The organism is Patescibacteria group bacterium, from assembly GCA_018896645.1.
In the GTDB taxonomy this organism is placed as follows: domain Bacteria; phylum Patescibacteriota; class Patescibacteriia; order UBA2591; family JABMQE01; genus JAHIMF01.
This window is the reverse complement of sequence record JAHIMF010000062.1, coordinates 37,020-58,830: the sequence shown is the minus strand read 5'-3', so window position 1 is coordinate 58,830 and position 21,811 is coordinate 37,020. Positions and strand designations below refer to the sequence as shown.

The window sequence follows — 21,811 nt, the reverse complement described above, 5'->3', positions numbered from 1 at the left end:
TACGGGTTTGGGGTTGGTGATTGTCAAGGGTATCATAGATGCCCATGGCGGCGTTGTCGGAGTGGAATCCCAGCTTGACAAGGGAAGCACCTTTTTCTTTACATTGCCCGCTGGGTAAATATTTATTATTTATTATTTACTATTTATTATTCCATTTTTAAAGAAATAATTTTTGTTATTTTTTTGGATAAAAATTGACCCAAGCCGTATTAGAAGACCTGGGTCGTTATTGAGCGAAGTTGTGTTACCGTAATGATCTCAATGATCTTCGGTAGTATAAATATTGAATGCCCGCTAAAATTAGCCAAAAATAATAAAAATCATTTCCAGATATATTATTTTTAAATTAAATTTTATGGCCAAAAAGGTATTAATCATCGAAGACGAGGAGTCATTGCGCCACATGTTTGCCTCCATGCTTAAAACTAACGGGTTTGAGGTAGAAACTGCTGAAAACGGAGAGTTGGGATTTAAAAAAGTGAAACAATGGGACCCAGATCTTATTTTATTGGATCTTTTGATGCCGGTAATGGATGGTTACGATGTCTTAAAGAGATTAAAATCAGAAGATGAGGGCGGGCATATTCCCGTGATAGTTTTGACTAGCCTTAGTCGGGGGGAAGAGGAGAGAAAAGCTAAACTTTTAGGCGCTGATGATTTTTTAAGGAAAGACGACGTGCACTTGCAGGATATTATAGATAAGATTGGTAAACTTATAGGCAAGAAGGAGTAATACTAATATTACTAATGCTCTGGTGATGTCAAAGAAAGATACGAGCATTGCTATATTGTTAAATTGTTAAATTGTTTTTCGGTTGATGTGAGCAATGCAACAATGTAACAATTTAACAATGGATTTTGTTTTATAATTTAATAAGCATCAATTTCCCATAACTATAATTATTAATAATAAATTCTATGAAAAAGCCCAAAATTTTACTTATTGATGATGAAGAGCTTTTTAGAAATGCAATGGAGAAAACCTTAAGGCAGGAATTTGAGGTGGTGGTCGCCGCTGATGGTGCTAAGGGTTTGCGGTTAGCCGAAAAAATAAAACCCAAACTTATCCTCCTTGATATTTTGATGCCTGAAATTGATGGTCTAGAAGTATTGAGACGGATGAAAAAGAACCGCAAAACAAAAAACATTCCGGTGATTCTTCTTACCAATGTTGACAAGGACGAGAGTGTTTCTGAGGGGATATCTTTGGGCGTTCGCGGGTATATGGTCAAAGCTGATTATACTGGAGAAGAGATTCTTGCTAAAGTAAAAAATTTTATATAAACAAAATCCAAATCTACAAAGGTATTCCCGCCTGCCACAGCCAGTTGAAATAAGTCAGTAGAGATTTAGACGGTGCAATCACCAACTAAAGTCATCTATATAAAAAGGTGGCTCTGGCGGGCAGGCGAATGCCCCGAATAGAATTCTCGCAGTATTGGTAGCATTTGTAGTATTTGTAGATTTGGATTATGATTTTTATTTTTGTTATTATTTTTAGATATGTCTAAGACTGAAAATTGCCCCTCGCCGATTGTCCTGGCTATTCTTGACGGTTGGGGATTATCCTCGCCGAATAAAGGCAATGCCGTTACTTTAGCCAAGACCCCGGTTATTGATGCTTTGACTAAAGATTATCCTTTTACCACGCTCCAGTCTTATGGGACCTCGGTTGGCTTGCCGGGAAAACAGGATGGCAACAGCGAGGCCGGACATATGAACTTGGGAGCTGGCAGGATTGTTGAACAGGATTCCGTGGAAATTGGCCAAACAATAACCACCAGTATATTTTTTAAAAACCCTGCTCTTTTGGGAGCGATTAGCCATGTCAAGGAACATGGTTCGGACCTTCATTTAATGGGTTTACTTTCCGAGCAGCAGAGCGCTCACATGGATCCAGACCATCTTTTAGCTTTAATCACTCTATTGCGAGTAATGAAAGTGAAGCGCGTGTACTGGCACTTTTTTACTGATGGCCGTGATTCCCCAAAATTTATTGCTGCCAAGTTATTAAAAAGATGGGAGGCTACTCTAGAACCCAACGAGCAAATCGCCAGTATTATGGGTCGGTATTATGCTATGGATCGCGGGAAGAATTGGCAGAGGACAGAGAAAGCGTACAATGCTTTGGTATTAGGCGAGGGCTATTCTTTTTCCAATGCCCACGAGGCAGTCATTCGAGCGTATAACCGTGAAGAAAATGATGAATTTATTTCTCCGAGTTTGATCATCCAGAATGACGCAAAAAGTAATAGCGCTAAAGGGCGCAATAAACCTCGGGTTTTAATTAAAGACGATGATGCGATTATATTTTTTAATTTGCGGTCAGATAGAGCCAGGCAGATTAGCAAGTGCTTTGTTCAGAGTGATTTTAATAAAAAAAATCCCAAGGCTTTCCGAAGAAAAAAAATTTTAAAAAATCTTTTTTTTGTAGCGATGACAGATTTTGGGCCTGATTTAGGCAATCTTTTGACCGCTTTTCCTGCCCGCGACTTATTAGGAACCCTGCCGATGGCTATGAACGGTTACCGGCAGTTATATATTGCCGAGAGCGAGAAATATGCCCATGTAACTTACTTTTTTAATGGCGGTTACCCGGATCCGGTTAATAAAGAAGATCGGATAATAATCCAGTCTCCATCCGTTAGATCTTATGATGAAAGGCCAGAAATGTCTGCCTCTAAACTTACTGGAGCGGTAATCGACAATTTAAAAAATAAGGTTTATAATTTTATAACTCTCAATTATGCCAACCCCGATATGATTGGCCACACCGGCAACCTTAGAGCTGGAGTCAAGGCCTGCGAGGTGGTTGATAAGTGTGTGGGGATCCTGTATCAGGAAATTAAGCGCCAGAATGGCATCTTGATTGTTACTGCGGATCATGGAAATGTTGAGGAGATGATTAATTTAAAAACTGGCGAGATTGATACTAAACACAGCACTAACCCCGTACCGTTTATTCTGGTTGGTGATAAACTTAAAAATAAAAAATTAGCCTCTAGCGGCGTATTGGCTGATGTAGCGCCAACGATTTTGAAATTAGCCGGACTGGAGAAGCCCAAGGAGATGACGCGGAGCGGGTTGCTGTAGTTTGAATGTTAGGCAAAGTTTAACACGTATGGAGTTAATACGGTGGTTAATGTGGTTAATATGGTTGTTAATAAAGTAGTTTCGGCCAAAGGCCGACCAGCCTTTGGCTGGAATACAGTAGTTAATAAAGTTAATAATGACGACGAGTCGCTTATTAACCCTATTAACTCGCCTATTAACCTTATTAACAACTTAAATAATCAGAATGATGACTTTAAGCGCCCTGAACGATGCTTTCAGTAAAGACATTATCTCCAGATTTATTAACAATTGTATTAACCATAATTTATTAACCATAATTTAATTCAAGATGATAAAGGATAAACAATAAACTATGTCCAAACCCGTTGCCCTCATCATTCTCGACGGCTGGGGCGTTGCTCCGCCGAGTATTGGTAATGCAGTGACTTCTGCCAAGACTCCAAATTTTGATTCCTACTCCAGTTTTTATCCAGCCATGACCTTGCAAGCTTCTGGCGAGGCCGTTGGTCTGCCGTATGGCGAGCCTGGAAATTCTGAAGTCGGGCATATGAACCTTGGGGCAGGTAGGATAGTTTATCAAAAATTACCACGGATAACCCAATCCATTTGGAATGGGGATTTTTTTACTAATAAGGCTTTTCTGGAAGTTTGCGCCCATGTTAAGAAAAACCATTCTAAGCTTCATCTGATGGGGCTGGTTTCCAGCGGCGGGGTCCATAGCTATATAGAACATCTTTCTGCTCTGGTGGATTTGGCAAACAGGCAGAAGATAAAAGAGCTTTATATACACGTTTTCTTGGATGGCCGTGATACGGAGTATAACAGGGGCATTAACTTTGTAAATCAGCTTCAAGAAGGATTAAAAGGTTATAATTTGGGCGAGATAGCAACAATTTCTGGCCGTTTTTATGCCATGGACAGAGACAGCCATTGGGAAAGAATAGAAAGGGTTTACTCGGCGATGACCATTGGCAAGTCAGATCAACCTAATAAAGATCCAATGCAGGCAATCAAAGATTCTTATGCTAAAAAAATTTATGATGAAGAATTTGTGCCAACGAATATTTTAGACGATAGCGGTAAGCCAATTGGCTTAATCACAGATAACGATGGAGTAATCTTTTTCAACTTTCGCGAGGATCGGGCCAGGGAACTAACCAAAGCTTTTGTTCTTCCTGATTTTAAGGAGTTTGTCCGGCCGAAAGTTTTGAAGAATCTGTTTTTTGTTACTATGACAGAATATGAGAAGGGTTTACCAGTAAACATTGCTTTTTATCCAGAGACCATCAATCGTCCATTGCCAAAAATATTAAGTGAGTCTGGCAAGAAACAGCTTCATGTTGCCGAAACCGAAAAATATGCGCATGTTACGTTTTTTTTCGCGGGAGGTAATGAGAAGCCGTTTAAAGGTCAGGACAACATTCTTGTCCCCTCGCCTCGCATCCCGTCCTATGCCGAGAAACCAGAGATGTCTGCTTATGAAATAACAGATAAGTTGGTTAAGGCCATCGCGGACAACACTTATCATTTTATCATTGTTAATTTTGCTAACCCGGACATGGTTGCTCATACTGGCGTTTTTAAAGCCGGAGTTAAGGCGGTGGAATGCGTGGATGTTTGTTTGGACCGAGTTGTTAAGGCATTGCTGGCCCAAGATGGGGTGGCGGTTATTACGGCAGACCACGGTAATGTTGAAGAGATGGTGAATCTCCAAACAGGTAATATTGATAAAGAGCACAGCACCAATCCTGTGCCCTGCATTATCGTGGGTAAAGATTTTTTTAGATCCGGAACAAATAATGAAAAGCCGGATTTAACTTTGGCCGCTCCATCTGGAGTATTGGCTGATGTGGCGCCAACGATTTTAAAAATAATAGGAATAGAGAAGCCAAAGGAAATAACTGGACAGCCCTTGATATAATTTATTTATTATTTAGCTATTTATTATTTATTTTTTTTTGACCGCCTTAGTATTTTTCAAACATGGAAGGCAACTTAAAGAATAATAAATAATAAATTATTAAATAATAAATTGTAAGACATGCCAGAACTTCCCGAAGTTGAGACAATCGCCCGAGATCTCAACAAAAAAATCAAAGGTAAAAAGTTTAAATCAGTGGAAGTTAGGGGGGCTAAACTGGTTAAGTTGTCTATTAAACAATTCCAGCGAGAGGTTACTAGCCAGAAGGTGAAGCAGGTGGGTCGGCGAGCCAAATTAATATTAATAGAATTAGACAGTAATAAAGTATTACTAATTCACCTGAAGCTCACTGGTCAATTAATTTTTCGTGATAAATTTGGCAAACTGACAGCGGGCGGTCATCCGGTGCCTCGAGGTTTAGTAAATTTACCAAACAAGTTTACCCATATAATCTTTAAATTCAGCGATGGCAGCCATTTATTTTTTAATGATTTGCGCAAGTTTGGCTGGATGAATATAATGAGTAAGTCCGAGGTTAAAAGTTTCTTAGATTCAGAATTTGGTATTGAACCTTTGAATAAGGGTTTTACTTTAGAGAAGTTTAAACAGATTTTAGCTCAAAAGGGACGCCAGAACATTAAAAAAGTTTTAATGGATCAAAAAAATATTGCGGGTATAGGCAATATTTATGCAGACGAAGCGTGTTTTTACGCGGGTATCCGCCCAACGCGCTTGGTCAGAACCTTAAAACACGAGGAGATAAAAAAACTTGAGCAGGGCATCAAAAAAATATTAAAGGCCGCTGTTGCTCTTCGCGGCACTTCGGTTGATACTTATGTTGATGCCAGTGGTCGCCAAGGTGGTTATACTTCACATTTAAAAGTTTATGGACGGGGAGGGGAGAGGTGTAAACGGTGTGGCGGGACGATTAAGAAGATTAAGTTGAATGGCCGGGGAACGCATTTTTGTTCAGAGTGTCAGTTGTAATTTATTATTTACTATTTATTATTCATCGTAGGATATGGAAGAGAGAAAAAGTACTGAACGAAAGAATAATAAATAGTAAATAATAAATAATAAATAATAAATCGTAGAGTGGACTTACAACTCTTCCAACTCATCAACAACTTAGCCGGCAAGAATGATGTCCTGGATTTTTTGGGAATCTTTTTTGCATCCTACGCTATTTGGTTGATGATTTTTTTAATTTTGGCTTTAGGATTTTTGCCGCCGCACAAGCAAGGGGCAATATTGACTAGGATGAATGCGGCTCGCGCAGTGCTGGCAGGGCTACTGGGCTGGGGGATGGCGCGTGGTTTGGGCTTATTTTTTTATCGGCCTCGTCCTTATGTCAGTTTCCAGGTGAACAAATTAATTGAACAGTTGTTTGCAGGCAAATCTTTTCCTTCGGATCACACTACAATTGCCTTTGCTCTGGCCTGTACAATTTTTTTGTACAACAAGAAAATTGGCATTTGGTTTTTAGTTGGGGCGGCTTTGATTGCCCTATCCCGGGTATATGTTGGGGTTCACTATCCCGGTGATATTTTTGCGGGCGCAATCCTTGGTATAATATTCGCCCTTATTATAAAAAAACTAATCCCAACGAGATGTTAGAATTAGTTTTTGTTTATCCTGTACTTATAATGGTACAGGGCTTTTCCCCCTCAAAAAGAGGTAGTCCCATGCCTTATTTTATTGGGGGTTAGTTTTAAAAGATGATTAGATATTGAATTGTTAAAGAGCTTTCCTTACTTTGGCGTTTTAAGAAAAGAGCGATTATTTACCCTGTACCGCATCAGGTTTGGGGTTTAATGCCACCAACAGGCGACACTTTGGTACAGGGCCTACTGTTTTTAAAAATTATGGTGAGCCGCGAATATTATAAATTTCTCCTGCTCGTTGTTTTTTTGTCAGGAAGGCGCGAATTTTTGGGTTCATAAGTTTCTTCCTTATTAATTATTATTCCAGCCAGAGGTCGCCGACGCTCCAAAGCTGTAGCGACGGAGCGCTTATCTGACTTTAGCTGAGGCTGATATTATTTTGAATTAGAAATTTCGTAATTCAGATTGCTAATAAAATGAGAGTAGGGGAACACCCAAAAACTATCTTCTTGGTTTGCCAAAGGTTTGCACAATAATGGTTGTTTCCTGGTCATTGAACTGGCCAGTAATGACTGCCAGGCCGATTTCTTGGTATTGGCTGCCCAAGATGTTGGCTCGATGCTTGCCGCTCCGCATCCAGGCATCAACCACGCCTTGATTAGTAACAAAACCAATGGCTAAATTTTCCCCAGCATAAGAATATTCATAATCCGCCCCTTTGATCCAAGCCGAGAATACCTTTCCATCTGGAGTTGTGTGGCTAAAATATTGCCTTGCCAGGAGATCCTTGGCCTTGTTTTCAGCGGCCAGGGTGAGCTGTTCATTGGCTGTAAGCGGCGGCAGATTATATTTTGTTCGTTCGCTATTGGTTAATTGAATTATATGCTCGGCATCGACTTGAGAAAGATAAGCAACACTAGGAACTAAAAAAAGCACCCCAAAGAGCGCTATTTCAACACTTAAAATAATAGAGATAATTTGGATAATCTTTTTGTTTTTCGCTATATTCAGAAACCGACTTATCGACGAGCTCATCTCGATGACGGGCATTCGATGCCGAGGGAAGTTGAGCAGCTGAGGGATGTTTTTAGATACGAAAAAACGTATCTTGGCAAGCAAATTTTTCATTTTATTTTTTGTTTTTGTTTTATAGGACTCCATCCAACTACGGCTGGTTTGCCGCAGAAGGAAGAATCTGTGTTTTTTAGAAGAATTTTTTACTTTTTAGGCCTTTTGGACCTGATTCCGTTTAATTTCTTGGGAATATATTTTTGTTTTTTACTCTTCTGCTATCATTATATCATATCTAGAAAAAAAAGTCAAGAGCTTCAATCACGATTCACGCTACACATAACACGACTCATATCACGATAACACGAACACAATCCCAAATAACTCGTCTTGTATTGTGATACGTGCATCGTGCATCATGAGAGGAGAAAGGAGGAGGAGAAGATGTCTAAACTTATTAATTGGCACATTCAAGAAGGAACCCTAAAAACCCCGCGAATCATCAAGGCATTCCAGGAGATTAAGCGGGTCGATTTTATGGCACCAGGTTCAGAATCATTTGCCGAGGGTGACCACCCTTATCCCATTGGTTTTAGTCAAACCATATCCCAGCCATACACTGTTGCTTTCATGATGGAACTGCTCCAGCCCAAGCAAGGCGACAAAGTTTTGGATATTGGCTCGGGCTCGGGTTGGACCACTGCCTTGCTGGCGCATATTGTTTTGGGCAGTCAACAGCAACCAGGCGAAATCAAAGGAAAAGTTTTTGCCATTGAACGGATCCCGAAGTTAAAAGATTTTGGTGAACGCAATGTAGGCAAGTATAATTTTGTCAAGATGGGGGTTGTACAATTTTTTTGTACGGATGGCTCTAAGGGCTTGAAAGAAAAAGCGCCGTTTGATAGAATATTAGTATCAGCTGCCGCGGTCCGTATTCCCAAAGCACTACTCAAGCAACTCAAGGTTGGCGGTCGATTAGTAATTCCCCTTGATCGAACGCCTTCAGGTATTGCAATGGTCGAAAGGGCTGGCAAGTATAAGTATAAGGAAAAATGGTATCCTGGTTTTGGTTTCGTGCCATTGATTGAGGGATGAGACATAGGTCACTAGTCGCTGGAATTTTCAACTAGATTATTCTGGCGGCTAGTGATATCTTAAGAGCGTCATTAGTTGTCAGTCACTAGTCACTAGGGACGAGTTTAATTAAGTTATATTTAAGATTAAGTTCTGTGGGTATAAAAAATTTCTATCAATTGGATGCTTGGCAAAAAGCTAAGGAATTGTCCAAAGATATATACAGGGTAACAAAGAATTTTCCCAAGGAAGAATTTTATGGTATAACTAGTCAAATGAGAAGAGCAATTGTTTCTGTTTGTTCAAACATTGCTGAAGGTTTTGGCAGATTCTTTTATAAAGACAAAAAAAGATTTTATTATCAAGCCAGGGGTTCAATCCAAGAAGTTCAATCATTATTAATCCTATCTTATGAATTACAATATATTTCCAAAGACACTTATATTGATTTATTTAACAAAAGTGTAACAGTATTAAAATTAATTAATGGTCTCATAGCATCAGTCGGGGGAAACATAAACCCCAGTGACTAGTTGCCAGTGACAAGTGACTAAGCCCATGAAAGCCATAATCTTAGCTGGTGGAGGCGGGACCCGCCTTTGGCCGGCGTCGAGAAAAAATTCACCTAAACAAGCCCGCCCTCTTATTGACGAGGACACTTTGTTACAAAAAACTTTCAAACGAATTTGCAAAAAATTCAAAGTTGCTGATATTATTATTTCCTGCGGTGAACGTCATTATAATTTGATTCGCAAGCAAATTCCTAAAGTACCCAAGACCCAGTACATTTTAGAGCCGGCTAAAAAAGACACGGCTGCGGCCATTGGTTTGGTAGCGACTCACCTGCATCATAAAAACCCAGAAGAAAAGATAGTCATTATCTATGCTGATCATTACGTTGGTGAAGAAGCCAAGTATATTCAGACCCTGGATATGGTTGAGCAGGTATTGTCTGCTAATCCCAACCAAACAATCACGGTGGGCTTAAAACCTAAAAGCCCGGCAACTGGCTATGGTTATATTCAAAGAGGTAAGATTTTTAGCAAAAATGTTTACAAAGTTCAAAGATTTGTTGAAAAACCAAATCTAGCAACCGCTAAAAAGTATGTCCAAGACGGCGGTTACTTCTGGAACTTGGGGATGTTTGCTTGGCAAGTTGATTATTTGTTAGGTTTGTATAAGCGCCACCTGCCCAAGATGCATAAAATTTTGATGGCGATTGAGAAGTCAATTGGCAAAAAGGGCGAGTTAAAAGTTTTAAAAAGGGAGTTTGGAAAGATTGAGCCGATTTCTATTGATTATGGCGTATTAGAAAAGACCAAAGATATTTTGCTTATTCAGGCTAATTTCCAGTGGAGTGATATTGGTGACTGGCAGGCAATTAAAGAACTGCTTCTAAAAAATAAGAATCAGAATTTAACCCGAGGCAATGTTTTAACCATTGATTCAAAAAATTGTTTGTTGTATGGTTATGGTACCAAGTTGTTAGCCACTGTTGGTCTGGAGGATATGGTGGTGGTGGAGACTGAAGATGCGATTTTGGTTTGTCCAGCCGGAAGAGCGCAGGAGGTGAAGAAGGTCGTGAAGAAGCTGGAGAAAGGAGGAGGGGAGAAATTTTTATAATTTATTAAGCATCATTGTGATGTAATCGGTGTCATTGCGAGCGACTGTAGGACTTGCCAAGCAAGACTGACCATGGCGATAATCAAATATAGGTAGGCAGTAAGTCCAGAAAAGAGCGTGGCAATCCCGTTGTAAACCCTGTACCAGAATCGGTTCAGGGTAAACCCTGTAGACAGGGAGAGTAACAACGTCCACAGGATATCAACGGGATTGCCACGCCTCAGCTCGCTTCGTTCGCCGAGACTCGCAATGACATGCAGAGACTTATGTCCAAAAAAGCATTTTTTGGTTTAATTGTCATCATTCTCGCAGCAGTAATTTTCACCGGCATTTACGCTTTGCGGGAAATTTATAATTCCAACCCGACCAGGGAATCGGTTATTTTTGTGATTACTAAGGGTGAGGGGGTTAGACAAATCAGCCAAAACCTAAAAGATGATGGTTTGATTGGCAATAAGTTAGTTTTTGAAGTTTATATTTATTTAAAAAAAATTGGGCATAAATTTCAGGCCGGCGAGTATGAATTAACTCATGGTTGGAGCATCAAAAAATTAGTTGAGCTTTTAACCTCGGGCCGGGCTTTAAGCAAAGAGCAAGAAATTAAAATTATTGAAGGTTGGAACGATAGAGAAATCGCCGAGTCTTTAGAAAACCAAGGAGTAGTAACAGCTGATGATTTTTTGGAAGCGATTTATGATGACAGAATTTGGCGGGGTAAGTATGATTTTTTGGAAGATAAGCCCAAGAAAGCTTCGCTGGAAGGTTATTTATTCCCTGATACTTATAGAATTTATAAAGATGCCAGCCTTGATGATATTATCACTAAAATGCTTGATAATTTTGATAGTAAGTTGACACCCGAGATGCGCGAGGATATAAAAGAGCAAGGGAGAACGATTTTTGAAATTATCACCATGGCATCCATCATAGAGTTGGAAGTGCCGACTGACGGCGATCGCAAAATGATTGCGGATATCTTTTGGAAGCGGGTGGATAATGGCGTGGCTTTGCAATCTGATGCCACGATTAATTACATTACCGGCAAGGGCGATCCCACACCTTCGCTGGAAGATTTAAAAGTTGATTCTTTATATAATACTTATTTGTATCCAGATTTACCCCCCGGTCCCATTGGTAATCCTGGAGTTAGCGCCATTGAAGCCGCAATTTATCCAACCCCAAATGAGTACTGGTTTTATCTGTCCAAGCCTAACGGCGAGACCGTGTTTGGCAAAGATCATGATGAGCATGTGAGGAATAAGCAGAAGTGGCTTAAGTGACTTATTATTTACTATTCTATCTATGTCAGAAGTTTTACCTGAACAACAAACTGAATTCTCACCTATAGATATGAAAATCAAAATGAAATTTCAGATAGCATTGATGGAAGCAATGAAAATTAAACATGGCGACAAGAGGGTCCAGAATGATTGGGTAACAGAATATGCAAAGAAAGCTTACGAATTGATTGAGAAGGATCCAGAGATTAGGACCTGAGTTGAATCTGGTGAGGAAGAGAAGTGGGAAGAGGCGATAGAATTGGTTAAAGAGAGGTTGGAGAGTTATAGTCCTTGACAAAAAAAACTACCCATGCTAACATAACAATAGAAGTTGAACAGCCCAATCTCTCTTGACGTAAAAGTGCTAATATTAGCCTTTTTACGCGAGGAGAGGTTTTACAAAGGCTGTTTTTTGCTTTTAACTCCTATGCAGAATCAAAATAGACAATTAGATCGATATCGTTGCGTAATTTGCGGACGCAAGGTTGGGAATGCCCATCAAGCTTTTATTCGTGAAGATAGGCCTTATGGCGCTCGATTGTGCCGAGAGCACGCTCAAATAGTGGCTGAACATTTTGCTGACGCTACAATCACTACCTTAAAATTGGCAATCATTCGGGGAAAAATGCGCGAAGCAGGATATCAAGTTGATGTTGCGGAATACAAACGAATTGGGGAGGGATATAGTTTAGAGCAAAGCCAAAAAATCCTTTCAAAAGTTTTGGATTAGATTGGGAGCCAATGCTAGTCTCGGGCATCCGAGACTAGCATTGGCTGCCAAAAAGAGCAGCCAGGGGCTCGAGGGACATGTGCTTTTGCGCATTGTCTCTCGAGCATCTCATTTCAAGGCGGTAGGGTTTAAGGGGGCAGCTGTTCAACTTTCTTTTTTCTCAATTTTCCCCCTTACCCTACCGCCCCTCCTCTTCTCAAATTCATGAGTCTTAAGTTGGGCTCTTTTTTATTTTTCAAATTTCGTGTACAATAAAGACAGCTTAGTTTTAATTTATTTAGGAATAATTTTATGAGCACCCAACAACACTTTACCAGCGAACAAGCCAAAGAAATTGGCGAAAAATTAGGTCTTGACTGGACCAAGTTTGATGTTGAGCAATTCCTGATGGGTATGGATGTGGAACTTGAGCACGGCACAGTGGATCCGGCAACCAATGTCAGCAATGACGACCCCTTAACCACTGGCAAGATCGCCCTGGCCCATCTTAACGAATTTCCGGATTATTACACCCGCTTAGACAAAATGGAAAAGGAGGCCGAGCAAGGAATTTAACAATTGTCTTTTACTAAAATAAATTAACTTATTGTTTTATGTTAGAAACAACTCCTATACAATCAGCTGAATTTTCACCTTTGGACGTTAAAATCAAAAATCATTTTCAAATATAGTTAATGAGGATAATGGGCGTTAAAGAACACGAACATGATGCCCAGTTTGAATGGGTAAAAGAATATGCAGAGCGAGTTTCGGATTTAATAACTTTTGATTCGGAAATTAGGCCATTGGTTGAATCAGGGGACAAGGAAAAGTGGGAACAGGCGATAAAATTAGTCAAAGAAAGGCTGGAGATAAAGACCAGGTTTTGAAAAAACTTGATTAAAATTTATTTTTATGTAAAAATGTCATAAAAAAATGGCATTTTGATATTGATTTTTAATGAGTAATAAAGTAAAATAAAAGTATAAAGACGAATAAATTTATTAATAAAATTCCAGTATTATAGAAATTAACATTTAACGTGAGAAACATGGCTTTCTTAAAATTAACAAAAGCGAACATTAATAAACAGTACAAATTTATTAAAGAATATCACAGTAAATATCTGAAAAAGTTTGGTGTGAAATTGCCTAAACTGTATGATAAAAATAAAAAGATTACCAAGAATGCCTTAGTTTTAATTTATCTTTCTTTGGGTTATCCAAAAACTAGAGAAATAACAAAAACAGAATTGACACAATTCGTGAGAAAATTTTATCCCGAAACTAATGATGTTCAGCAAGCAAGGCATTTGGGAGCTCAAGACGGTTGGTGGATTGTTGCTGGCGGAAGAGATAATATCGTTTTAACAGTTAAAAAAGGAAATTATCAACTTTATAGCTTAGAAGAGTCATACCCCAGCTTCAAAAGGGGTCATAGGGTCACGGAGACAGGTAATTGGCTAAAAATTAAAGAACAATATGGCTTTAGATGCGCTACGTGTGGTTCACGGGAAAATAAACCCCACTTTCATTGGTCAGGGACAAAAACTAAACTCCAAAAAGCCCATAAAGATCCAAATAAGCCCTTGGCTGCTGGAAATACCATTCCCCAATGCCAAAAGTGCAACAGGGGAGACAGAAATAGATGGGTTTATGACGATAATGGCCGGGTTATAAAATTAGCTGATGCAAATTTTGTGAAAAACTTTGATAAAGATGTTAGGCAAAAAATTTATAAAATACTTCACAAAGAATTTAATAGAGGAGGTCCCCATGAAAAAAAATAAAAATTTAATAAATAAAATTGTATTGGGAGACGCTTTAGAAATTTTAGAAAAAATTGATAAAAATTCAATAGATTTGGTATTGACAGACCCGCCATATTTTTTAGACAAATTAGATAATAATTGGGAACATAAGAAAGTCGCCAATAAAAAAAACCAAAGGGTTATTAAATCCCTGCCCTCCGGCATGAAGTTTGACAGAAAACAGGGAGTTGAGTTTTACAAATGGTATTTAGAAATCTCCAAGAGATTGTTCAAAGTTTTAAAGCCTGGCGGTTTTTTCTTTTCATTTTCAAGTCCGAGATTATATCATAGAATGGCAAGCGCGATAGATGATGTTGGTTTTGAGATAAGAGATTGTTTTTTATGGCTATATACGCAAAACCAAGCCAAAGCAATGAGTTTAGACCATTTTATAAATAAATTAAACATAAAAAAAGAGGAGAAGGACAAGCTAATAGAAAAGTATAATGGTTGGAAAACCCCCCAAATAAGATCTTGTTTTGAACCGATTGTTATGGCCCAAAAACCAACAGATGGAACCTTTTTAAAAAATATGATTAAAAATAATGTAGGGCTGTTAAATACAGAAGTTAGAGTGGGAGATAATATGTTTCCGTCCAACGTATTAGCTGTTGATAATATAAATGAAATTATTGACAAGCATTTTCTAATCGGCAAGCCAAATAAGCGGGAAAAAGGGGAGAGCAATGGCCACAAAACCGTAAAGCCCCTTGAAATTTGCGAGTATATAATAAAACTGTCCGCGTTTTACAAGGACGCAATTGTTTTAGACCCCTTTATTGGCAGTGGCACAACCGCAGTAGCCGCCAAAAAATTGGGTTTAAACTATATCGGAATAGATATAAATCCAGAGTATATTAAAATATCTAAAGAAAGATTGGGCAGATTCAAAAAAATAAAAGCCACTGCCAATAAAGAAACAGAATTATTTAAATGGCCAAATACGCAAGAAAATATGTTCAACCTTATTTTCAATCAAGTGAATGTGGCATAAATTTTAAAGCGGAGAGCTTGGAGTTTTGGAAGTAAAAATATATGAGTGACCAAAAAGCTACAATTGAAAAACAAGATTTAAAAGAAAAATATTTACTTCATTATGACACATCTAACTGTCCAACTTATTGCGCAAAAATTGAAAAATGGAAAATTCAAAGCAAATTTTCAAATCCAGACATACTGTGATGGCGAATTAAACGATACTCCATATTATTTGTCAGGAGAATATTCTACCAAAGAGGAGGCATACAAAGTAGCCGAGATAAAAGCATTTGAGCATATTAAACATAATTATCCAGAAGATACTAAGTTCAGTTTAAAAAAGAGGTTATAATGTTTTGGGTTTTGATAAAAATAGGTATAGGCAATAAATGTTAAACAATAAATAGCAAATCCATGAAAACCCTCATCATCTCCCTTGGCGGCTCAATCATCATTCCCGCCCCAGACAAAGTTGATGTCAAATTTCTTAAAAAATTCCGCCAGTTAATTTTAGATTACACAAAGCGTGGTAATAGAGCAGCCATCATTACCGGCGGCGGCAAGATAAATAAACTCTATAACGGGTTTGCCCAAAAGATTGCTAAGATCAAGCCGATTGATTTGGATTGGCTCGGTATCTCCTTTACCCGCGCCAACGCTGAATTGGTCCGCTCAATATTTGGTGATTATGCTTATGAAAAAATAATAACAGACCCTACCAAAAAAATTCCAGCCCGAGGCTGGTCCGCCTCTGGCGGGAAGACCAACAAAAAAATAATCATTGGCTGCGGCTGGAAGCCCGGTTGCTCATCAGATAAAGACGCGGTTTTAATCGCTAAAAATTTAGGCGCCAAGACAATCGTCAACTTAACAAATATTGACTATGTTTATACTGCTGACCCGCGTAAAGTCAAAGATGCCAAGCCAATTAAAAAAATGACCTGGGATGAGTATAAAAAGCTAATCGGCGGCAAATGGATTCCCAGAATGAACTCTCCTTTTGATCCGATTGCGGCTAAGCTTGCGGCTAAGCTGAAACTTGAAGTGGCGATTATGAAAGGCACTAATCTTGATAATTTTAAGAAGTTTTTAGGGGGCAAGAAATTTAAAGGCACAATCATTAAATAGGGTCAGGTTAATTTACGGAAAGGAGGAGGACATTGAAACGGTTTCATTTAGGTAGAGAGGCGAGGGTTGAAGATTGGTTGGTTGAAGCCTTTTTAGGAGAGATTGTCGATGCCTGCAAGAGGCACGGCTTTTCTTTAAGTCATGAAGACACCCACGGCGCCTTCATTGTGGAGGAATATGATGAGGGCAACATCCAATGGCTGGGGGACGCCATGATTGGGAACAGTGTAAATACTGCTCAAGGTAATGTGATCACCAGAGAAAGCCAGGGTAAGGAAACTTAAAGATTGACGAATGACATGTTATCAAGCACAAGGGACTTCAGTGGGAGTCCCTTTATTTTACCCCATAATTTGACTGTGGATAAATTTTACTTTATAATAGAAATATGCAAAAAGAAGACTTAAAACAAATAAAAGGAATTTTTGATGAAAGTTTTGAGGATGGGGTTATAAAATACATAAAACCCTCTTTTGACGATGTTTACAAAAAGATTGACCATGTAGAGCAAAGACTAGAGAAAAAGATTGACCACGTAGAGCAAAGACTAGAGAAAAAGATTGACCATGTAGACAATCAAATGGTAACCAAAGATTACCTTGATGAAAAATTAGCAGATTTAAAAGGCGATACAGTTGTGCGGGACAGAAAAATAGATGAAAAAGCTTTAATCGCTAATAGGGCTTTGAGGCGGAAGGGCTTGCTGGTCCAGGAAGAAGAAAGAAGAATTATTGAGCTCAAAATATTCCCGACGCTAGACGATTTAAAGCCGGAAGCAGTCAATAGTTGACCCGCCTGCGCCCTTCGACCATTCGGCCTCGAGCTCATGGCCGAGAGGCAAGCTCAGGGCTTCGGCGGGCGGGACTCAGACATGCCAAGGCAACCAAGAATGTCAAGCATTAGGGTTGGTATGGTTACACCTTAAAGCTTGACATATTTTTTAGCATTTGCTATACTGATAACAACAATATGTAGCCGCAGAAAATAGGTAGTGCTAAGGCATGTAAAACCTATTCAGGCAAGAATGTGTTTTTTCAGATATTCTGCGGCTTAAAATCGCAGATTTTTGTTTAATGAATAATAAATAGTAAATAGTAAATAATAAATATTGACTTATGGCTAAGACTAAACAACAAAAAAAAGAAATTGTAAAGGATTTAGAACAAACCTTAGAGGATGTCAAGGGCGCTGTTTTCGCTGACTATTCTGGGCTTAAAGTTTCCGAAATGGAAGACCTGCGGAGTAAGCTCCGGGAAGCAAATACCCGTTTGTTAGTAATCAAACGCTCGCTTTTTGACATTGCTTTAAAAAATTCTAAGTTTTCGGATGTTGATATCAAAGCCATGGAAGGTCCGATGAGCTTTGCCGTGAGCAGTGAGGACGAAGTAACGCCGGCCAAAATAATGGCGGATTTTGCTAAGCAACACGAGGCCCTGAAAATCCAGGGCGGGATTTTAGAACAAAAATTTATTGACACGGCGAAAGTGGGGGAATTGGCTAAGCTACCCAATAGGGATGAACTGTTGGCACGGCTTGTGGGTTCAATCAAAGCTCCGATTTCTGGGTTTGTTAATGTTATGGCTGGTAATTTGCGTGGATTAGTGCGGGTATTAGATGCGATTCGGGAGTCGAAAGCATGATTTAATAATTAATAATTAATAATTAAAGTTAAAACTATGGCAGAAGACAATAATCAAAAAACAGACGATCAACAAAGTGCTCCTATTCAAGAAGAGCAAAAGCCAGAAGAAACTAAAAAGGCTGATGCGCCAACAGCCAAAGAATCAACTGAAGAAGAGACAGAAGTTGAAGTACCTGATAAATTCAAGTCCCTAATTGAGGAGATCGAGAAAATGTCAGTGCTGGATTTGGCAGAATTGGTGAAGATTTTGGAAAAGAAATTCGGCGTGTCCGCTGCGGCTCCGGTGGCAGTTGCCGCGGCTGGCGCTACAGGCGCCGGGGCAGGTGAAGAAGCTGAAGAAAAATCCAGCTTTAATGTGGAGTTAACCGAAATCGGAGGCAACAAAATCGGCGTGATTAAAGCTGTTCGCGAATTAACCGAACTTGGCCTTAAAGACGCCAAGGATTTGGTTGAAGCGGCGCCAAAGATGGTTAAAGAAGCCGTAGCTAAAGAAGAAGCCGAAAAGATGAAGAAGAAATTGGAAGAAGCTGGGGCGAAAGTGAGCTTGAAGTAAGCTCTAAAAAAAATTATTTTTCATTCTGAAAAAGTAATGAACCATTCGTGCGAATGGTTCATTATTATATATAAAAAATTTAAGAAGGCCGGCAAACACTTGCTGGCTTTCTGGTTATTATTCAAGACCGAGGTCTACCTCGTAGATTTTGGCGCCCGCTAAAACATAGATTTTCCCGGCTTCCTCGTCAACCACAAAATCTTTTAAATCAGCGAACGATTTGCTGGTGAGCTGTTCTTTAAGTATGCCCTCTTTAGTGATGATGACAATTCTTTTGCTGGGAGAATCCAAGATGTAAAGATTTTTAGAGTCAGCATCTGTCCAGATTTTTGTGGGCCCAATAAGCAGAGGCTCAATCGTGGGCCTAGTAAACTCTGCTTCCACCCCTTTCATCAAATTGATGACTGAACCATCGGCTTTAAGTATCCAAAGGGAGCTATCTATGATAAAAGATATTGCTTCTCTAATATCAGTCCCATCTTTGAGCCACTCGGTTTCGCGGCTAAAGCTGCCAGCCACTGGGCTGTATTTTAAAATTAGGTTCTTATTGGGGGCCAGGACATAAAGTTGATTATTATAAGCGGCTACATCAGCTATGATAATATCTTCTCGGCTGGATAATCCAAAAGAGATTATTGTATTTTTTTTCGTATCAAACTTGGCAACCCCCTCCAAGTTGTGATAAAGAAGAAACGAGGATTCGTCAAATTTTTTAATTTTAGTAATTTTGCCAATCTCGCCCGAGGAATTTTGAAGATTATCAATTTCCCCGGTCCCTAGATTGATAACATAAAAGCTATTATCGCGAGAGCGATAGGTATAGATATTTTTTTGTAACTTGATTATTTCGGACGGCAATTCTTCGGCAAAAAAGGTCAGGGCGCTAAAGTCCAAGAGTTGCTTGGGGTTTTTAATAGTCCTTAGGCGATTAAGTTGATTGAGCTGGGCATTAGCTTTTGCGAGCAAGGTTGAGGCTTTTTCTGCTCTCTCCTCGGTGTTTTGCGGCAGGCCGGCGATTAATTCTAATATATTCTTAAGGAGTAATCGCGCTTTTTCTTCGTCGCTATAAATTAAAGAAGCTTCGGTTTCGTTTTGCATGGTTTCCACTTGCTCTAACAGCTGGTTATAGGTTTGGATATCTTGCTGGTTATCCCGTCTTTTATTTAGAAGAAAGATGCTTTGGATAAAAAGCAGGCCCAAGATAATGCAAACAAAAAGTAAAGCCTTACTGGACAGGGGGAGCCTGCGAAGATATTTTTTGGGTGTTCTGGCTTGGCTGGAGATTTTTTCTAAACTGCTGGTTGATAGTTTATCAAAGCGGGCCGGGTTTTTTTTAAAGAATTTGCCTAAAAGTTCAAATGGCACAGCCGCTATTTTTAGGATAGATCCAAATTTGTGAGTGATTTTATAGCCGGGGAAATGTTTAATTTTGGGTAGATTATTAGTCGGGCTGTAATTCTTGATCGTCCTAAACATAGTTTTTTCTTGGGATGTTTTGCTTTTTTTCTGTCGGGTGTGTTTTGAGGTAAATATTTTTTTTAGATTTGAAACCAAGCGGGGTGATATAATTTGATTAGTTTCTGTTTGTTGATCCAAAAGTTTAGCAATAGAGTCTTGAACGCTGTTTTTTTCACTTTTTTTTAGGAGCGCGGGGAAACCCTTTTCTTCTGGGTGATGTGGCGGGTATGATAGACCTTTTTTCTCAATTTGGGGAGTAGCCAGGAGTTTTAAGGCAATAGCTGCCAAGGCAGATTTATCATCAATTTCTATTAAGAGATCCTGAAGGTTTTGGCAGACTTTAGAGGCCTGGTTATCAGCAATGATTTTTTTTAATTTTTCTAAAGAAAAGTAGTCCAACAGGCTTTCGGTGCAGAACAGTATGCCGTCGTCAGTTTCCAAATGTCCGGAAATCACATGGGAAAAGACTTTTAAGGGATTGATTTTTTGAGATTCTTGGTGTTGGCCCTGAAGTTTTTCGGGGCCGGCAACAATATCAGAAATTTTATTTTTTCTAATGAGATATCCCTTGATATCGCCTGCCAAGGAAAAGTGAATTTCATGGTTGCGGGCCACGCCAACCAGGACATTCAAATTATTCAGAAAATCGTCATTGATGCCGTTTTCTTTATTGGTTAGATAAAAGCCTAATTCTTGATTAGTTTTTTGCAGAGCAGCCTCAAAAACAAGTTCTATTGGTCCGGCCCGATAGTTGATTTCATTATAATAATAGCCTTTCATTGATTTGATAAGGCTGTCTATAAGTTTTTGATAAGTATACTCGGATGTGGTCTTTTGGATTTCCGAGATAACAAAAATTTGCCCGCCCCGCTCCTTTTCGCCGATTTTTGGCTGGGTAACAAAGCAAGAGACGAGCGAACGACTCTTTTGAGAGTTATAGATAACTAATTTGGCAACTTGGAGATTGTACATTCATCAAAACATTAAAACATAAAAGCATTAAAACAAATTCTTTTGCTTTTCTGCTCTCGTGCTTTCATGCTTTAATGTTTTTCTTGCTTTTTGGCTGCACTTGCATTAAATTACACAAACAACACGACAATTATTCTTGCCTTTTAACTACATTTATATTATACTACAGATATTGATTACTAACAATTAACTAATTAAAGCACAAGCCAGATGAAATCTTCAAAAAAATCAGCTCTTTATTTTTTCGAGCAACTGTTTGGCTCTAAAACGCGAGTTAAGCTTTTGCGTCTATTTTTGTTAGATGAGGGGGGCGAGGGTTTTTATATTCGGGAAATTTCAAGGAGCATAAGTGAGCATATCAATTCTGTGTGCCGGGAACTCGATAATCTCGAAGCTTTAGGGCTGATTCAAAAGATGAAGAAAAAAGAAAAAGGTACCCAGAAGATTCATTATAAAGCCAACACCAGCTTTGTTTTATATAACGAGCTCCGGAGCTTGATTATGAAATCCCAGCTTTTGCTCCGAACCTCTTTAATGGAGAACATTAAGGATATTGGCGCTATCCATTATTTAGCTTTAACCGGTAGCTTTACCGGTGTCGCGGACGCAACTACTGATATGTTAATTGTTGGACGCGTTAATCAGAAAAAACTAGCCGATTTAATTAAACGTTTTGAAAAAGAGCTGGGCCAGGAAATCCGCTATACGGTTATGAGCACTAAAGAATTTTTATATCGACACCAGCTAACAGACAGGTTTTTATATACAATTTTTGAGAATGAAAAAATCGTGCTGATTGATGTGGTCACAGCAAAGACTCAAGAGGAGACAAAGGATCATAGTCGGAAGAAGATTGCGGTGAGGGCGAAGCGCGGGTAGTTTCTAATTGGTTTGTTTTTATTTGTGCCTTTGGAGTTTAATCAGTTTTATAGTAATAAGCTCGCCTCGCTACAGCTCGGCTCGCGTAATTTGT

General features: G+C 39.1%; 26 protein-coding genes. 24 read left to right on the top strand and 2 right to left on the bottom strand.

Annotated elements, in window-relative coordinates:
• The 7 genes from KKD20_05010 to KKD20_04980 all read left to right on the top strand — a co-directional run.
• Positions 1-118 (top strand): cell wall metabolism sensor histidine kinase WalK (locus KKD20_05010; GenBank protein ID MBU4332451.1); only part of this gene is annotated, 118 nt, incomplete at its 5' end.
• 237 nt (positions 119-355) lie between these two features.
• A complete protein-coding gene (locus KKD20_05005) occupies positions 356-733 on the top strand; it encodes a response regulator (GenBank protein MBU4332450.1) in 378 nt (125 codons plus the stop codon).
• A 185-nt stretch (positions 734-918) separates the two neighbouring features.
• A complete protein-coding gene (locus KKD20_05000; protein MBU4332449.1) occupies positions 919-1,284 on the top strand; it encodes a response regulator in 366 nt (121 codons plus the stop codon).
• Between the two features lie 219 nt (positions 1,285-1,503).
• Positions 1,504-3,093: a 2,3-bisphosphoglycerate-independent phosphoglycerate mutase gene (gpmI, locus tag KKD20_04995; GenBank protein MBU4332448.1), complete on the top strand. Its 1,590-nt coding sequence runs from the start codon at positions 1,504-1,506 to the stop codon at positions 3,091-3,093.
• Positions 3,094-3,427: 334 nt separating this feature from the next.
• Positions 3,428-4,996, top strand: coding sequence for a 2,3-bisphosphoglycerate-independent phosphoglycerate mutase (gene gpmI / locus KKD20_04990; protein MBU4332447.1), 1,569 nt, complete (start codon positions 3,428-3,430; stop codon positions 4,994-4,996).
• 120 nt (positions 4,997-5,116) lie between these two features.
• On the top strand, positions 5,117-5,983 hold the full coding sequence (gene mutM, locus KKD20_04985; protein ID MBU4332446.1) for a bifunctional DNA-formamidopyrimidine glycosylase/DNA-(apurinic or apyrimidinic site) lyase: 867 nt from the start codon (positions 5,117-5,119) through the stop codon (positions 5,981-5,983).
• A 108-nt stretch (positions 5,984-6,091) separates the two neighbouring features.
• A complete protein-coding gene (locus KKD20_04980; GenBank protein ID MBU4332445.1) occupies positions 6,092-6,613 on the top strand; it encodes a phosphatase PAP2 family protein in 522 nt (173 codons plus the stop codon).
• A gap of 488 nt (positions 6,614-7,101) precedes the next feature.
• Here the strand turns inward: KKD20_04980 and KKD20_04975 are convergent, their stop codons facing one another.
• The gene (locus KKD20_04975; protein ID MBU4332444.1) at positions 7,102-7,728 is read right to left on the bottom strand and encodes a CAP domain-containing protein; all 627 of its coding nucleotides are present in this window, start codon (positions 7,726-7,728) and stop codon (positions 7,102-7,104) included.
• 327 nt (positions 7,729-8,055) lie between these two features.
• Here KKD20_04975 and pcm point away from each other — a divergent pair, with 327 nt between their 5' ends.
• The 16 genes from pcm (at position 8,056) to rplL (ending at position 18,408) form a co-directional block, all read left to right on the top strand.
• On the top strand, positions 8,056-8,706 hold the full coding sequence (pcm, locus tag KKD20_04970; GenBank protein MBU4332443.1) for a protein-L-isoaspartate O-methyltransferase: 651 nt from the start codon (positions 8,056-8,058) through the stop codon (positions 8,704-8,706).
• A 140-nt stretch (positions 8,707-8,846) separates the two neighbouring features.
• On the top strand, positions 8,847-9,218 hold the full coding sequence (locus tag KKD20_04965; protein ID MBU4332442.1) for a four helix bundle protein: 372 nt from the start codon (positions 8,847-8,849) through the stop codon (positions 9,216-9,218).
• Positions 9,219-9,243: 25 nt separating this feature from the next.
• On the top strand, positions 9,244-10,308 hold the full coding sequence (locus KKD20_04960; GenBank protein MBU4332441.1) for a mannose-1-phosphate guanylyltransferase: 1,065 nt from the start codon (positions 9,244-9,246) through the stop codon (positions 10,306-10,308).
• Between the two features lie 266 nt (positions 10,309-10,574).
• On the top strand, positions 10,575-11,588 hold the full coding sequence (gene mltG / locus KKD20_04955; protein ID MBU4332440.1) for an endolytic transglycosylase MltG: 1,014 nt from the start codon (positions 10,575-10,577) through the stop codon (positions 11,586-11,588).
• 70 nt (positions 11,589-11,658) lie between these two features.
• Positions 11,659-11,805: a hypothetical protein gene (locus KKD20_04950; GenBank protein ID MBU4332439.1), complete on the top strand. Its 147-nt coding sequence runs from the start codon at positions 11,659-11,661 to the stop codon at positions 11,803-11,805.
• Positions 11,806-12,015: 210 nt separating this feature from the next.
• Positions 12,016-12,318: a hypothetical protein gene (locus KKD20_04945; protein ID MBU4332438.1), complete on the top strand. Its 303-nt coding sequence runs from the start codon at positions 12,016-12,018 to the stop codon at positions 12,316-12,318.
• Positions 12,319-12,609: 291 nt separating this feature from the next.
• On the top strand, positions 12,610-12,873 hold the full coding sequence (locus tag KKD20_04940) for a hypothetical protein (protein ID MBU4332437.1): 264 nt from the start codon (positions 12,610-12,612) through the stop codon (positions 12,871-12,873).
• A gap of 119 nt (positions 12,874-12,992) precedes the next feature.
• Entirely contained in the window at positions 12,993-13,187 is a 195-nt protein-coding gene (locus KKD20_04935; GenBank protein MBU4332436.1) for a hypothetical protein, read from the top strand.
• Between the two features lie 161 nt (positions 13,188-13,348).
• Positions 13,349-14,086, top strand: a complete 738-nt coding sequence (locus tag KKD20_04930; protein ID MBU4332435.1) for a hypothetical protein — start codon at positions 13,349-13,351, stop codon at positions 14,084-14,086.
• A complete protein-coding gene (locus tag KKD20_04925; GenBank protein MBU4332434.1) occupies positions 14,073-15,101 on the top strand; it encodes a site-specific DNA-methyltransferase in 1,029 nt (342 codons plus the stop codon). The genes KKD20_04930 and KKD20_04925 overlap by 14 nt, the downstream gene beginning before the upstream one ends.
• Before the next feature lie 102 nt (positions 15,102-15,203).
• Entirely contained in the window at positions 15,204-15,437 is a 234-nt protein-coding gene (locus tag KKD20_04920; protein MBU4332433.1) for a hypothetical protein, read from the top strand.
• Between the two features lie 62 nt (positions 15,438-15,499).
• On the top strand, positions 15,500-16,213 hold the full coding sequence (gene pyrH, locus KKD20_04915; protein ID MBU4332432.1) for a UMP kinase: 714 nt from the start codon (positions 15,500-15,502) through the stop codon (positions 16,211-16,213).
• 32 nt (positions 16,214-16,245) lie between these two features.
• Positions 16,246-16,497, top strand: a complete 252-nt coding sequence (locus KKD20_04910) for a hypothetical protein (GenBank protein MBU4332431.1) — start codon at positions 16,246-16,248, stop codon at positions 16,495-16,497.
• Positions 16,498-16,601: 104 nt separating this feature from the next.
• Positions 16,602-17,003, top strand: a complete 402-nt coding sequence (locus KKD20_04905; protein MBU4332430.1) for a hypothetical protein — start codon at positions 16,602-16,604, stop codon at positions 17,001-17,003.
• A gap of 325 nt (positions 17,004-17,328) precedes the next feature.
• Positions 17,329-17,853, top strand: a complete 525-nt coding sequence (rplJ, locus tag KKD20_04900) for a 50S ribosomal protein L10 (protein ID MBU4332429.1) — start codon at positions 17,329-17,331, stop codon at positions 17,851-17,853.
• Between the two features lie 36 nt (positions 17,854-17,889).
• A complete protein-coding gene (rplL, locus tag KKD20_04895; protein ID MBU4332428.1) occupies positions 17,890-18,408 on the top strand; it encodes a 50S ribosomal protein L7/L12 in 519 nt (172 codons plus the stop codon).
• Between the two features lie 117 nt (positions 18,409-18,525).
• Here the strand turns inward: rplL and KKD20_04890 are convergent, their stop codons facing one another.
• A complete protein-coding gene (locus KKD20_04890; GenBank protein ID MBU4332427.1) occupies positions 18,526-20,838 on the bottom strand; it encodes a hypothetical protein in 2,313 nt (770 codons plus the stop codon).
• A gap of 210 nt (positions 20,839-21,048) precedes the next feature.
• Between KKD20_04890 and KKD20_04885 the strand changes: the two genes are divergently transcribed.
• Positions 21,049-21,717 carry a hypothetical protein gene (locus KKD20_04885; protein MBU4332426.1) on the top strand — a complete coding sequence of 223 codons (669 nt, stop codon included), beginning with the start codon at positions 21,049-21,051 and terminating at the stop codon, positions 21,715-21,717.
• The last annotated feature ends 94 nt before the right edge of the window (positions 21,718-21,811 follow it).

Excerpts from the sequence above, each read along its gene's own strand:
- KKD20_05005 (MBU4332450.1), top strand. The coding sequence starts at position 356 with ATGGCCAAAAAGGTATTAATCATCGAAGACGAGGAGTCATTGCGCCAC.
- KKD20_05000 (MBU4332449.1), top strand. The coding sequence starts at position 919 with ATGAAAAAGCCCAAAATTTTACTTATTGATGATGAAGAGCTTTTTAGA.
- gpmI (MBU4332448.1), top strand. The coding sequence starts at position 1,504 with ATGTCTAAGACTGAAAATTGCCCCTCGCCGATTGTCCTGGCTATTCTT.
- gpmI (MBU4332447.1), top strand. The coding sequence starts at position 3,428 with ATGTCCAAACCCGTTGCCCTCATCATTCTCGACGGCTGGGGCGTTGCT.
- mutM (MBU4332446.1), top strand. The coding sequence starts at position 5,117 with ATGCCAGAACTTCCCGAAGTTGAGACAATCGCCCGAGATCTCAACAAA.
- KKD20_04975 (MBU4332444.1), bottom strand. The coding sequence starts at position 7,728 with ATGAAAAATTTGCTTGCCAAGATACGTTTTTTCGTATCTAAAAACATC.
- pcm (MBU4332443.1), top strand. The coding sequence starts at position 8,056 with ATGTCTAAACTTATTAATTGGCACATTCAAGAAGGAACCCTAAAAACC.
- KKD20_04960 (MBU4332441.1), top strand. The coding sequence starts at position 9,244 with ATGAAAGCCATAATCTTAGCTGGTGGAGGCGGGACCCGCCTTTGGCCG.
- mltG (MBU4332440.1), top strand. The coding sequence starts at position 10,575 with ATGTCCAAAAAAGCATTTTTTGGTTTAATTGTCATCATTCTCGCAGCA.
- KKD20_04950 (MBU4332439.1), top strand. The coding sequence starts at position 11,659 with ATGAAAATCAAAATGAAATTTCAGATAGCATTGATGGAAGCAATGAAA.
- KKD20_04945 (MBU4332438.1), top strand. The coding sequence starts at position 12,016 with ATGCAGAATCAAAATAGACAATTAGATCGATATCGTTGCGTAATTTGC.
- KKD20_04940 (MBU4332437.1), top strand. The coding sequence starts at position 12,610 with ATGAGCACCCAACAACACTTTACCAGCGAACAAGCCAAAGAAATTGGC.
- KKD20_04935 (MBU4332436.1), top strand. The coding sequence starts at position 12,993 with ATGAGGATAATGGGCGTTAAAGAACACGAACATGATGCCCAGTTTGAA.
- KKD20_04930 (MBU4332435.1), top strand. The coding sequence starts at position 13,349 with ATGGCTTTCTTAAAATTAACAAAAGCGAACATTAATAAACAGTACAAA.
- KKD20_04925 (MBU4332434.1), top strand. The coding sequence starts at position 14,073 with ATGAAAAAAAATAAAAATTTAATAAATAAAATTGTATTGGGAGACGCT.
- KKD20_04920 (MBU4332433.1), top strand. The coding sequence starts at position 15,204 with ATGACACATCTAACTGTCCAACTTATTGCGCAAAAATTGAAAAATGGA.
- pyrH (MBU4332432.1), top strand. The coding sequence starts at position 15,500 with ATGAAAACCCTCATCATCTCCCTTGGCGGCTCAATCATCATTCCCGCC.
- KKD20_04905 (MBU4332430.1), top strand. The coding sequence starts at position 16,602 with ATGCAAAAAGAAGACTTAAAACAAATAAAAGGAATTTTTGATGAAAGT.
- rplJ (MBU4332429.1), top strand. The coding sequence starts at position 17,329 with ATGGCTAAGACTAAACAACAAAAAAAAGAAATTGTAAAGGATTTAGAA.
- rplL (MBU4332428.1), top strand. The coding sequence starts at position 17,890 with ATGGCAGAAGACAATAATCAAAAAACAGACGATCAACAAAGTGCTCCT.
- KKD20_04890 (MBU4332427.1), bottom strand. The coding sequence starts at position 20,838 with ATGTACAATCTCCAAGTTGCCAAATTAGTTATCTATAACTCTCAAAAG.
- KKD20_04885 (MBU4332426.1), top strand. The coding sequence starts at position 21,049 with ATGAAATCTTCAAAAAAATCAGCTCTTTATTTTTTCGAGCAACTGTTT.